This is a genomic window from Streptomyces daliensis (assembly GCF_054782395.1).
Genome location: NZ_BAAGSO010000100.1, coordinates 59,412 through 72,425 on the forward strand (window position 1 = coordinate 59,412; position 13,014 = coordinate 72,425).

Here is a 13,014-nt window from a genome sequence, read left to right on the forward strand (position 1 = left end):
TCTCCTCGTATCTCCTCGTACCGACCGCCACTTGCCGTCCCCATCCAAGCAGGCGCTATTCTCGTACTACGTACGAGAATAGCGAGGAGAGCCATGCCACCGCACCCGCGTGACGCCATATCCCCGCCCGGACGGCCCCCGCGCCCCGGCCCCCACCCTCGCCACCGCCCCCGACACCGCAGGCCACCGCGCTCCGCGCGGCTCCTGCGGGCGACCTGGCGCGGGCTCCCGGCCCGGCGGTACGACGTCCGCTGGGAACCGGGGCTCACCGTGCCCGCCGCCGACGGCACCCCGCTGCGCACGGACCACTACTTCCCCCTCGGCCGGGGCGACTTCCCCACCCTCCTGGTGCGCTCCCCGTACGGCAGGGGCCTGCCGTGGGCGCCGCTGTACGGACTGCTCTTCGCCGAACAGGGCTTCCACGTCGTCCTCCAGAGCTGCCGGGGCACCGGCGGCTCAGGCGGCGAGTTCCACCTGTGGCGCGACGAGCCCGCCGACGCCCTGGCCACCGTCGCCTGGCTGCGCGAGCAGCCGTGGTTCGACGGCAGGCTGGGCACCGTCGGGCCCAGTTACCTCGGCTACGTGCAGTGGGCGCTCGCGCTCGATCCGCCGCCCGAACTGCGCGCGATGGCCGTACAGGTCGGCCTGCACGACCCGCACGCCCTGTTCCACGCGAACGGCGCGTTCCAACTGGAGAACGCCCTCACCGTGGGCCTCGGCATGACCCACCAGCACCGAGGGGCCGCCGCCTTCCTCCGGGCCGCGCTGCGCCTGCGGCGACGGCTGCGCGAGGTCACCCTCGCGCTGCCGCCGCGCGCAGCCCAGACCCGCGCCGTGGGAACCGGGGCGCCGTGGCTGGACGCGGCGACGCGCCACCCGGACGCCGACGACCCGTACTGGGAGGGCGCCGATCTGGCCGTGGCGGCCGAGCGGGCGCGCGTGCCCGTCGGACTGGTCACCGGGTGGCACGACGCGCTGGCCGCGCAGACCTTCGCGCAGTACGCGCGGCTGCGCGCGACGGACTGCGAGACCGCGCTGCTCGTCGGCCCGTGGACCCACACCTCGGCCCTCCAGCAGGGCTGGCCCGAGGTGTTCGCCGAGACCCTGGCCTGGCTGCGGGCCCACCTGTGCGACGACGCGTCCGGGCTGCGCGGCACCCCCGTACGCGTGCACATGGGCGGCGACCACGGGGACGCGGGGGAGGCGTGGCGGGATCTCGACGTGTGGCCGCCCGACGGCACGGTGACCACCCGCCTCTTCGCGGCCCCCGCCGGGCGGCTCGTCCGGCAGGCGCCCGAGGACCTCGCGCCGCTCGCCTCCTTCCGCTACGACCCCGCCGACCCCACCCCCTCGGTCGGCGGCGCCCTGCTCTCGCGCGGCGCCGGACCCCGCGACAACGGTGCCCTGGAGGCCCGCGAGGACGTCCTGACCTTCACCGGGCCCCCGCTGCCCGCACCCCTGGACGCCCTCGGTCCCGTCGCCGCGCGCCTGCGGGTCTCCGTGGACACCGGACACGCCGACATCGTCGCCCGCCTCTGCGACGTGGACGGCGCGGGCCGCTCCGTCAACGTCTGCGACGGCGTGGTCCGCGTCGCCACGGAGGGGGAGCGGATCACCGAGGTCACCGTGCCCCTGGGGGACACGGCGCACCGCTTCGCTGCGGGGCACCGCGTCCGCCTCCAGCTCAGCGGTGGCGCCCACCCGCGCTACGCGCGCAACCCGGGCACCGGCGAGCCGTCGGCAGAGGCCACCCGGCTCACCCCCGTGCGCATCACCCTGCACCCGTCCTCGGCGCTGACCCTGCCTCACGAGCCCGGCGCCGACGGGACCGACGGGACCGACAGGGCCGACGGGACAGCTTCGGACGAGGCCCCGCTACGACATCGTCCAGAACCGCTGCACCAGCGCGGCCACGAACAGCAGCATCAGCGGCAGTGAGAACCAGAACGTGCTCTGGAGCCACGCGAAGGTGCGCTCGCCAGGCCGCGCCGCCACCCGTACGAACTCGCGCGCCCCCAGCAGCAGGATCAGCGCCAGCGCCGAGAGCCCGCCCATGACCGACCACGAGGTCCAGGTGATGCGCGGGCCGACGGGCCCCGGGTCCGGCGCCGCCGCCTTGCCCGGGGGCCGGTCGCGCAGGGTGTAGAGGCCCGCGTCGTCGTTCGCCAGCACCTTGCGCAGCTCCTCGCGTTCGTCGAGTGCCTTCGCCAGCCGGGACTGCCAGTCGTGGGGATAGCCCGAGTCCAGCGCGAGGTAGGTGGACTGGCCCTCGTTGAGCATCAGATACGCGTTCGGCCCGGCCTCGCGCAGCGCCTCGACCAGCGAGGCGGGCCTCTCCGGGTCCAGCGGCGCCAGCGTCGGCACGTACTCCACCCGCTCCATGTCCCGGGCGCCCCAGGGCATGGCCGGAGTCACGTCGTCCACGGTGTCGTTGGTGGGCCACAGCAGGCGCACGGTCGGCTCGTCGTGCGCGTACACGTACTCCATCGCCGCGACCTCACCCGCCCGCACCCGCTCGAAGGGCTCGTTGCCCCAGCGCGCCACCAGGAAGCCCCCCATCAGCACCAGCCCGGCCGACAGCGCGGCGAGCGGCGCGACATGGCGCCGCCACCACGGCTCGCCGTCGCGTACGAAGCGTCCCCGTACGCGCGGGAACAGCGCCAGCGCGGCCAGCACACAGGCGCCGGGCGCCGCGAAGAGGAAGACGCGCAGCGCGATCTCGCCGCCGTAGGACTGGGCGCCGAACGCCAGGAACGGCAGACAGGTCAGCACCAGCAGTGCCCGGTCCGCATACCCCTGCCGACGCCGCCGCAGCAACCCGAGCCCCGCCAGCCCCAGCGTCCCGCCCGCCAGCGCGACCCGTACGTAGAGCACCAGCTTGTGCGTCTCGCTGCCGCCCTCGATGCGCCCGGAGACGGACGAGGACACATTGCCGCCCACGCCCCCGACCCCGCCGAACAGCTCGTCGAAGTGCCCCGACCAGTACGGCTCCGCCAGATAGCACACCCACACCGCCACCAGCACCCCGCACAGCAGCGGCAGCCCGTACAGCGTCGTACGGCGCACCAGGATCAGCCCGACCAGCACCCCGAGCATCACGAACGGCGTCAACTGGTGCCCCGCCACCGAGGCCACGAACAGCCCGATCAGCACGGCCAGCAGCACGGCGCGCTCGCCCCGCCGCTCCGGGCCCGGCACCTCGTCCGTCTCGCCCGGCTGCCGCTTCCCGCCGCGCGGCGCGCGCGGCTGCCGGAACCACACCAGCAGCAGCGCCACGAACAGCAGATAGAAGAGGAACGTGAAGCCCTGCGGCGAGAAGTAGTCCTGGCCCACCCAGCCGCACAGCGCGAAGAACCACACCGCGCACCACTTGGCACGCCAGTGCGCCCGCACAGCCCGCAACAGCACCGCCAGCGGCGCCAGATACGCGAGCTGGATCACCGTCGGCCACCAGCGGATCAGCCCGGACAGATCGTCGACGCCGCACGCCCGCGCCAGGAAGGCGGCGCCCGCGAAGAAGCCGGGCCAGCTCCAGCGCGCGTCCATGTCGGGCGCCGCCGTGCCCGTGCGCTCGATGTAGTCCAGGAACCCCAGGTGCTGCCACGCGGTCGGGAAGCGCGGCGCGCCCTCCAGCAGGGCGGGGACGGCGTGCAGCGAGAACACCGTCAGCAGCAGCGCCACCGTCAGCAGCACCCGGTGCTGACGGTGCACCCACAGCGCCCCCGCGAAGGCGGCCACCAGCAGCGCGGCGCCCACCAGGGTGGGGACGGGCAGCACGGAGACCAGACCGAGCCCGCCCATCGCCGTAAGCTCCGCCTCGCCCATGCCGGACAGGGGCAGCCAGTACAGCGCCACGGCAGCGCCCAGCAGCAGCCACAGGCCCGTGGCCGGGCGGCGCAGCCGCCGCAGCGTCGGGCGCAGCCGCTCGGACAGCGGGGGGCGTGGGCCGCGCGGCAGGTCGGGCAGCGGGGTGCCGCGGGGCGGGGTGACGCTGGGGTGCCGGTCCAGGTGCTCGAGGTCGGCGCGGAGCTGGAGCGTCGGCTCGTCCTCGTAGTCGCGGTAGTCGCCGTAGTCGCGCGCCGCCCAGCTCGGGCGCCGCTCGCCGTCGCCAGGTTCGCCGCCGCAGTCCCCACCCGCGTGCGCGGCGACGCGGCCCTCGACGCCGTGTGACGCAGCTTCCGCCGCACGGGGGGAGGCGCGCAGCACCCCGTACAGCTTCCACGCCGCGATCCCCGCCACAAGACCCAGGCTGCCCGCCTCGGCGAGCCCCGCGCCGGTCAGGCCCATGCGCGGCAGCAGCGCCACGGTCAGCCCGACCACCAGCACGCACAGCAGCCCCTGGAGATAGGCGAGCCCGGAGGTGCGGTTCTGGGCGCGCAGCACCGCGTAGTAGACCTCGATGACCACGCGCAGCGCGGCGCCCACCGCGTAGTAGCGCAGCAGCGGCGTCGCGGCGTCGGCGTACCCCTTCCCGAACACGCGCAGGACCAGCGGCGCGAGGAGGAACAGGCCCGCGCACACCGGGAGCATGATGCGCGCCATCCGCAGCAGCGCGGCGCGCGCGTTCTCCGCCAGGCGCGCGGGGTCGTGCGATCCCTCGACGGTGAGCGAGGCGCCCATGTTGAGCGCGAGCAGGTTGATCGTGCCGCCGATCGTCGTCGTGGTGTAGAAGTACGCGTTCTCGGCTGACGGGATCTGCGAGGCGACGATGACGGGGACGAGGTAGACGACGACGAGCGAGAACAGCGCCCCCGTGTAGTCCCCCGCGAGGAAGCGGCCCATCTCGCGCATCCCGGCCGGGCGCGCGGTCTCCCGCGTGGCCCGCACATGCCGGGGCACGAGCCGGGTGAACACCAGCCAGCCCAGGGGCAGCGCGGACAGCGCGATGGCCGCGACCCAGGAGACGAAGACGCCCGCCGTGGGGACCGCGGCGGCCAGCGCCACCAGCAGGATCAGCTTGGCCGTGGAGAAGACGGTGTTCCCGACCGGCACCCACCGCGCGCTGCGCAGCCCCGTGAGCACGCCGTCCTGGAGCGTCAGCAGCGACCACAGGACGACCGCCAGGACGAACCCGGCGCCCGGCAGCAGCCCGTGCAGGAAGCGGTACGAGTCGCCCCACCGGTCGAGCGTCGCGAGGAAGACCAGCGCGGCGCACACGACGACCACCGAACTCGCCAGATACGTACGCAGGATGAGCCGCCTGGTGGTGCGCCCCGCGACGGGGATGAAGCGGGCCAGCGCGCCCATCAGCGTCACCGCCGTGAGGCCCGCGAGGAACTTCATGGCGGCGATGGCGGCCGAGCCCTGGCCGACGGCGGAGTCCGAGTAGTAGCGCGCCGCCACGAGCCAGTAACCGAGCCCGAGGACCGCGGAGATGCCGGTGTTCAGCATCAGCGCGTAGGCGTTGCGGAAGAGCTGGCTCCCACCGCCCTTGCCGCCGCCACGCGCTGAGCGCCCGGTGGCGGCGGCAGCACCGGACGGCTGTTCCGGCGCGTAGGTGTCAGTCACATGCTCGGTGATCCCTGGCTCCTGGTCGGGCGGTGAGACGGACGGACGGATGGACGGATGGACGGGTCGGGAGCGCTGTTCGACGGGGACGCCGGGGCGGGTGAGTCCGGGGGTGGTGCCGGTGCGGCCGGCGTGTCCGGTGCGGCCAGTGCGGTGAGCGCCCTGCGACCGCGCCGTACGACCGCGTACCCCCTGCCCAGCACCTTGTCGAGGGCGAAGTCACGGCCCAGGGGCCGACCCTCCACCAAGCGCTGGAACTCGGCCAGGTCCGTGCTGCGGCGCACCGTGTAGCGGGTGAGCGCGTACGGGCCCTGCGTGCGCCTGGCGAGCGCGTTGTTGACGGCGAGGGACTGCCCGAAGCCGCCCGCGCGCACGGCCTCGCGCACCCTACGGCTGGAATACCCGTAGGGATAGGCGAAGGACACCGGTCTGGTGCCCGTCTCCGTGGCGATGATGTCGCGGCAGTGCCCGATCTCGTGCGCGAGCGGCCCGTCGTCGAGCTGGTCGAGCTGCGGATGCGTGTGGCTGTGCCCCCCGATCTCCACGCCGGCGCGCTCCAGGCCCCGCACCTGGTGCCAGTCGAGCATCGTGTCCAGGGCGCCGCCGCTCTCGTACGGGCCGCGCAGCCAGCCGGTGGAGACGAACAGGGTCGCGCGGAAGCCGTACTTGACGAGTACGGGCAGCGCGTACCGGTACACGCCCTCGTAGCCGTCGTCGAAGGTCACCAGCACCGGACGGCACGGCAGCGCGCGACCGGTGCGCCAGGCGTGGCCCAGCTCGGCCGCGGTGACCGGCGAGAAGCGGAGCCGGTCCAGCAGGGCCATCTGCGCGGCGAACGCGTCCGGCGAAACGGAGAGGCTGTGCGCCGCCCGCGCGGGCACATGGCTGACCGCGTGATACATCAGCACCGGCACGGGCCCCGGCGCCGCCCCGACGAACCCCCGTCTGTGCCCCGCCCCACCCCTCATGCGGCGGCCTCCCCATCCCCACCACCGGGACCCGCCACCACGGGCACCGTGCCCGCGCCCGCACCCGCACCCGCCCCCACGTCGGCTCCGGTACCACTCCGGGCCGGGTGCGTGCCTTCGGCCGACGGCCGGTTCTCGGGCACCGTCGCGCCCCCGCCCACGTCGGCCCCGGTGCCGTTCCGGGCCGGGCAAGTGCCCTCGGCCGACGGCACGTTCTCGGGCACCGTCGTGCGCTCGGCCCGTGAGGCGCCTTCGCGCGTGCCCGTGTCTGCGGCCAGCGAGGCGCCCGCGCCCACGGCGAACCCCGCGCCCGCGCGGCGGGCCCGTAGGCCGCCGAGTGCGTAACCGGCCGCCGCCGCCGCGACGCCCGTCACGACCGCCGCCGCCCTGCCCGCGCCGCCGGGGCGGGCGAGGGCGAAGTCGCGCAGGCCGCGCGCCACGGCGGCGGGCAGCACCCGCGTCGCGTAGCGGCGCTCCGTCGACAGGCCGTCCCGCGCGCCGACGCTGCTCGCGACCAGCGCCTTGGACAGGCCCTCCGCGTAGGCGCGGCGGCGCAGATAGGCGAAGCGCGCACGGGACGCGGGCACCCGGTGGTGGATGACCGCGCGGTCGTCGATGAGCAGCACCGCGTCCGGGCGTGCCCGGCGCAGCCGGATGCACAGCTCGGTCTCCTCGCATCCGAGCGGCAGCCGGTCGCCGTCGCCGTCGCCGTCGCGGCCGATGCCGGTGGCGAAGCCGCCGACGGCGTCGAAGGCCGTACGACGGAAGGACGCGTTCCCGCCCAGCACATTGCGCACCCGCACCAGTCCCGTCGGGTGGCCCTTGTACATGCAGCCGACGGTCCAGTCGAACTCCTCGGGGAACCACACGGGTCGGCGCCCCGACTCCCATACGGGCTCGGTGCGCCCGCCGACCGCCATCACCAGCGGATCGGCGTACGCGGCGGCCAGGTGCCGCAGCCAGTCGCGCTCGGCGACCGCGTCGTCGTCGAGGAAGGCGACGATCTCGCCCGTCGAGGCCGCGACACCCGTGTTGCGCCCGGCGGAGAGGCCGCGTGGCCCCGCGTTGGCGAGCACTCGCACCCGCGCCCGCACCCCATCCGGCCTCGCGCCGCCCGTCGCACGCGCGCCCGACCCGGCGAACTCCGCCGCCAGGCGGCCCCGCAGCAGCGGATTGTGGTCCACGACGAGCAGCGTCTCCCACGCGGCCAGCGACTGCGCCCGCACCGAGTCGACGGCGGCGAGGATGTCGGCCCAGCGGTCCTCCGTGTAGGCGCAGATCACCACGGAGAGCCGCGGGCCACGGGCGTCCGCGCCGCTCACCTGCCCTCCCGCACCATCGCCGTGCGGACCTGCGCGCTCGCGGCGACGACGCGGTTCCTGCGGTCGGCGCGCTCGCGCAGGATCACCCTCAGCACGCGCAGCCCGTCGCGCACGGCGCGCAGATTGCTGGTGCCGTGGATGCGCTCGTACTCGTGGCTGGGTATCTCCTGCACCCGGAACCCCGCCTTGACGACCCGGATGTTCATCAGCGTCTCCACTTCGAAGCCCGCGCAGTCCAGCTTGATGTCGTCGAGGCAGTGGCGCCAGAAGGCGTTGTAGCCGTAGCACAGGTCCGTGTAGCGGGCCCCGAACTTGCGGTTGACGACCGAGGTGAGGACGCGGTTGCCCAGCTTGCGCACGGGTGTCATGTCGTCCGTGCCCCCGCCGTTCGCGAAGCGCGAGCCCTTCGCGAAGTCGGCGCCGCCGACCAGCGCGGAGACGTAGGAGACGATCTCGGCGCCGTCCATGGACCCGTCGGCGTCGGCCATCACCACGATGTCGCCTGTGCAGGCGGCGAAACCGGTGATCAGGGCGTCGCCCTTGCCCTTCCCGCGCTGGGTGACGACGGTGATGTCAGGACGCAGCTCGCGGGCCACGGCCACGGTGTCGTCCGAGGAGTTGCCGTCCACAAGGACGACCTCGTGCACCCACTCGGGCAGCGACGTGAAGACGTACGGCAGGTTCTCGGCCTCGTTCATCGCCGGGATGACGACGCTGACACGGGGCGCTATCGCCAGGTGCGAGGAGACCGGGCGGTACTCCTGCGGCGTTTCCTCCGTGGCGCTCTCCGGCTCGGCCTCCGCCTCCGCCGGGGCGGCGCCCGTGGGCTGCTCCCCGTTGGGCGGCTGTTCGGCCAGCGGTCGCGTGGTGAACGTCATGAGCTGTTCCCTCTCGTCCGGTGGACCGCCCACCCCAGGACGGTCCCGCACTGTGTCCGGTTCGAAAGGGGGGTTGCCGCCCCGCGTAGTGCGGAGCGCTGGCATACGTGACTCCTCGCGCGGCCCGTGTCCCGACTGCGCCCGTCGCCCCCAGCGACGCGCGTGATCGGCCCCGGCACCCCCCTACCGCGCCCCGCCTCCGCTGCCCGTCCCGGCCGTGCCCTCCCCAGAGCCGATGCCGGTGGGCCCCCTATGTACGGGGGGATGCGGGTGGATGTACGTCAGTATGGACGTTTGAGTTCTTATGGCAAGACCTGGAGCGTCAACCCCGTTTTGCCGTAAGAATGCTGTCACCACCCTTCTGTCCCCTCTTTCTTTCCTGTTTTCCCCGGGTGCGACGTGTCCGGCTGGCTCGCCGGGTCTCCTGTGCCGCCGCCCGCCCCGGCCGTACCGCCCGAGCGCAGCGCGCCCACCTTCTTCAGAGCCCGGTCGGCCGGTTCGAACAGCCCCGGTCTCGCCAGCACCGCGTTGCGCAGCGCGCGAACGGGCGCGCGGTGCGCCCTGCGGCCGTACGCCACCGGGTGGGGCCGGGTCACCCAGCCCTCGTGCACCGTGATCTCACGGGTCTTGAGGGAGTCCTTGTACTGCTTCTGGCCGCGCCCCAGGTCCACGTACGAGAGCCCGTCCGCCGCCGCGCCCTCGGCCATCCGCAGATGCATCAGGAGGCCGGGCGAGAACGGCGCGAACTCGGGGTCGTAGGCCGGGAACCAGCAGGTGTGGACCCGGTCGGTACGCGGCCCGAAGTGCGCCGCGACGGGGCGCGAGCCCGCGTAGAGGACGGAGAGCTGGCCCGCGAACGTGTCCGAGCGTGAGTGGAAGAGCTGGTGCACCAACTGGACGATCCAGGGGCGCGCGAAGCGGTCGCTGCGCCCCGTCCTGCGGTACTGCGCCGACTTCCAGGCCATCAGCGTGCGCAGCACGGCGGGATCGCGCTCGTCGTGCACATAGCGCACCTCGCCGACCCTGCGGCCCAGCTTGCGCTCCTTGTAGAGCGTCTCGCGCACGAACCTGGGCGAGGCGGCGCGCAGTCGCGCCAGGTAGGCGTCGAAGCCCTGGTCCACGTCGATCACCGGGGAGGCGAAGGAGGCGGTGACGCCGTCGCCGAACGCGTCCTGGCCCTCGGTGAGGTGGTCGAACTCCCACATGGACAGCCCGCAGGCACGCAGCAGTTCCCGCGCGTCCCAGGTGAACCCCGGCCGGTGCACGACGCCCTGGCAGTCCGAGACCCCCAGCCCGACCGCACGGCCGACCCCGAGGGGCCCGCGCTGGTACGGGAAGAACGCGGCGGGCTCGCCGTCCTCGTCGTGGAGCACCGCCACCCGCACGTTCCCCCGGCTGCGGCCCACGGCGAGCGTGAACTCGGGCGAGAGGAAGGGGTTGGCGAGCTGCGGCGCACCGTGCAGATGCGCCTTCGCCTGGAGCGAGGTCCACGCGGCGCGGTGGGCGTCCGTGAGTGCGCCCGGCCTGCGCACCTGGATGTCCACGTCAGCCGCCCCGCCGGGCGCCGCTACCGCCGGTTCCGGTGCCGCCGTCGCTTCCGTTCCGGCCGAGCGCGAGCGGCGTCAGCAGGAGCAGCCCGCTCAGCACCCCGACGGCGACGATGCCGCCGCGCACCGACCACGTATGCGTCGCGATCATCACCTGCGCGACGAGCAGGTCCAGCGCCGCTGCCCCGACGACGGCGACCACGGCGCGGGTCAGCGCGTCGAGACGGCGCAGCGAGGCCGCGAGGGCGAGCGCGGGCGCCGCCAGCAGGAAGAAGAGGGTGAAGGGGGCGCGCAGGGGCGAGGCGACATCGGCGAGCGCGAGCGCCGCACCCACCCCGCCGACCCCGACGGCCGCGCCCGCCAGCAGCGGCAGCGAGTCGGTCCTGGCTGAGCCGGAACCGGAACCGGAACCGGAACCGGGGCCAGGGCCGGGAACGGAATTGCCGGATCTCTGCATGGATTCGCCGGATCTCTGAATGATCTGCATGGGCGGCCAGTCCCCCCGGAATGCCCCCGAAGCGCAGGATATGAGCATTCAATGTGGCGGCATCCCGACAGCCCCGTCAAGCGTGTGCCAGGACTGTGACGGAGTAGTAGCGGGCGGCCCGTGAGCGCCCGTACCGGCGTACTCGCTGGGGGAGTCGCCGGGCTCGCAGGTCACCGTGAAGTCCACCGGCCCTGACTCCGCCGCGCGCGGCGAACGCACGGTGACCTTCATTGAGTCCTGGCGCGTCTCGTCAGCCGTATAGGTGGTCTCGGTGTGGTCCACGGTGCGGGACTTGGCGCCGCCTGCCGCGAAGTGGAGAGTCTGCCAGCCCGGCGCCGAGGTCGTGCCGCTGCCGGTGGTCCAGCGGTACTCGACGTCGGCGGGCAGCTTCCTGACGGTGAGCTTCGCCGTGAAGGAGGGCGCCTCGGCCGAGGGCGGCGGGCAGGTTCCCGCGTAGCTGTCGCGTACGGCCGTGACCGTGACGGTGATCTTCTGCTCGTACGAGCCGCCCCCGCCGCCTCCGTTGCCCCCGTCACCCCCGTCGTCCCCGCCACCCGTGTCGCCTCCGGTGCTCCCGCCGTCGTCGCCCCCGCCCCCGCTGTCGCCGTCGTTCCCGCCCGTACCGCCTCCGTCGCCGCCGTGCTGCCCGCCGTCGGAGCCCTGGCCTTCCGTGCCGCCCGTACTGCCCGAGGAGTTGCCGGAGCCGGATCCCGAGCCGCCCGCCTCCCCGCCCCCGTCGCGGGTGCCCTCCCACACGAGCCAGCCGACGAGCAGCGCGGCGAGCAGCGCCACCGTCAGCAGCCACACGAGGCTGTGCCGCTTCGGCCCGTCGCGCCGCGGCGCGGACGTCGAGGTGAGGGGCCCGTCCATCGCCGCGGGCCCGAAGCCGGGCGGCGGCCCGGCCGTGGCCCCCGTGCGGGTGGCGGCCGGGGGCGCGCCCGGGTCGGCGGGGGACCAGACCGTCGGCGCGTAGGCGGCCGGGGGAGTGGAGGTGTCGCGCGGGGTGCCGCCCGCCGAGGCGCTGACCAGCATCCGCGCGGCTTCCTCGGCCGGGAGCCGCAGCTCCGGGTCCTTGCGCAGCAGCCCCTCGATGACGGGGGCGAGCGGCCCGGCGTGCGAGGGCGGCGGCAGCTCCTCGTCGACGACGGCGCGCAGCGTGCTCAGCGCGGAGTCGCGGCGGAAGGGCGTGTTCCCCTCGACCGCCGCGTACAGCAGTACCCCCAGTGACCACAGGTCGGAGGCGGGACCCGGCGGACGTCCCATCGCTCGTTCGGGTGCGAGGAACTCGGGAGAACCGACCAGCTGGCCGGTCATGGTCAACGCCGAGCTGCCCTCGACGACCGCGATCCCGAAGTCGGTGAGCACGGTGCGCCCGTCGTTGCCGACGAGGACGTTGCCGGGCTTCACATCGCGGTGCAGCACCGAGGCGGCGTGCGCTGCGCGCAGTGCGGCGAGCACCTCGGCGCCGATGGCCGCTGCCCGTTCGGGCGCCAGCCGCCCCTCCGCCTCGAGTACCTCGTACAGGGAGAGTCCGCGCACCAGCTCCATGACGATCCACGGGCGGCCGTCGTCGTTGACGACGTCGTAGACCGTGACGACGTTACGGTGCGTGACGCGTCCGGCGGCCCACGCCTCCCGCTCCAGACGGGTGTAGAGCTGTGTGATCTCCCGCTCACTCAGGACGTCGGGAGCACGCACCTCCTTGACGGCGACGTCGCGATCAAGGCGCTCGTCGTGCGCCTGCCAGACCACGCCCATCCCGCCCCGCCCCAGCTCCCGCAGGAGCCGGTAGCGGCCGGACAGAACCCGTTGCGCGCTCATTGCGCCCCCCTTGCCCCCTTCTTCGCGATGCTGAGCGCTCGTACGGTGTTCGTCAACCGGCTTGTGGGGCAGGTGAATCCTGTGACCGGGATACACGCGTGTCGGACTCGGGAGATAGGGTTACTCTGCCCGGGCCGGGTGCCCTCGTACGGGTGGGGAGTGTCATGGAACAGATAACAGTGAGCAGCAGGGCGCGAGTGCCTGCGATCAAATGCGGGACGAGCGCGACGAGTTCGCGTCTCGACCGGCATCTGGCCGTGCTCGCAGGGCCCGCTGTGCCGCAGGGCCAGACGGAAGAGGCGACGACGCTGATGCGTGAGCTCACGCAGCGCGACGCCGCGCGAAGCGGTGCGAAGAACCGCGGTGCGCGGGTCTCGCTGTTCGCGCCTCTGCGCAAGCTGCGCCGCACCCTCTTCGGAGGGCGCGGCTGAGCCTCCGCGCTCCGCGCGGGGGTTGTGGGCATCCGTTCCACCTGACGGAACG

At 74.0% G+C, this 13,014-nt stretch carries 7 protein-coding genes and 2 pseudogenes; 2 read left to right on the forward strand and 7 right to left on the reverse strand.

Annotation, left to right across the window (positions count from 1 at the left end):
• Nucleotides 1-93: 93 nt before the first annotated feature.
• On the forward strand, nt 94-1,938 hold the full coding sequence (locus ACYVOO_RS27080) for a CocE/NonD family hydrolase (RefSeq protein WP_461018323.1): 1,845 nt from the start codon (nt 94-96) through the stop codon (nt 1,936-1,938).
• Here ACYVOO_RS27080 and ACYVOO_RS27085 read toward each other — a convergent pair.
• The 7 genes and pseudogenes from ACYVOO_RS27085 to ACYVOO_RS27115 form a co-directional block, all read right to left on the reverse strand.
• Nucleotides 1,876-5,508, reverse strand: coding sequence for a lipopolysaccharide biosynthesis protein (locus ACYVOO_RS27085; RefSeq protein WP_461018324.1), 3,633 nt, complete (start codon nt 5,506-5,508; stop codon nt 1,876-1,878). The genes ACYVOO_RS27080 and ACYVOO_RS27085 overlap by 63 nt on opposite strands.
• A gap of 158 nt (nt 5,509-5,666) precedes the next feature.
• A pseudogene (locus ACYVOO_RS27090) lies at nt 5,667-6,476 on the reverse strand (polysaccharide deacetylase family protein); the annotation flags it as partial.
• A gap of 293 nt (nt 6,477-6,769) precedes the next feature.
• Nucleotides 6,770-7,798, reverse strand: a pseudogene (locus ACYVOO_RS27095) (glycosyltransferase family 2 protein); the annotation flags it as partial.
• Nucleotides 7,795-8,676 (reverse strand): glycosyltransferase family 2 protein, encoded by an 882-nt coding sequence (locus ACYVOO_RS27100; RefSeq protein ID WP_461018325.1) that lies wholly within the window; start codon nt 8,674-8,676, stop codon nt 7,795-7,797. The gene ACYVOO_RS27100 and the pseudogene ACYVOO_RS27095, both read right to left, overlap by 4 nt.
• Before the next feature lie 350 nt (nt 8,677-9,026).
• A complete protein-coding gene (locus ACYVOO_RS27105) occupies nt 9,027-10,220 on the reverse strand; it encodes a GNAT family N-acetyltransferase (protein WP_461018326.1) in 1,194 nt (397 codons plus the stop codon).
• Nucleotide 10,221: 1 nt separating this feature from the next.
• Nucleotides 10,222-10,710: a hypothetical protein gene (locus ACYVOO_RS27110; protein WP_461018327.1), complete on the reverse strand. Its 489-nt coding sequence runs from the start codon at nt 10,708-10,710 to the stop codon at nt 10,222-10,224.
• 48 nt (nt 10,711-10,758) lie between these two features.
• The gene (locus ACYVOO_RS27115; RefSeq protein ID WP_461018328.1) at nt 10,759-12,531 is read right to left on the reverse strand and encodes a serine/threonine-protein kinase; all 1,773 of its coding nucleotides are present in this window, start codon (nt 12,529-12,531) and stop codon (nt 10,759-10,761) included.
• 164 nt (nt 12,532-12,695) lie between these two features.
• On the opposite strand from ACYVOO_RS27115, the gene ACYVOO_RS27120 reads away from it, so the two are divergent.
• Nucleotides 12,696-12,962, forward strand: a complete 267-nt coding sequence (locus ACYVOO_RS27120) for a hypothetical protein (protein ID WP_453347071.1) — start codon at nt 12,696-12,698, stop codon at nt 12,960-12,962.
• Nucleotides 12,963-13,014 lie beyond the last annotated feature (52 nt).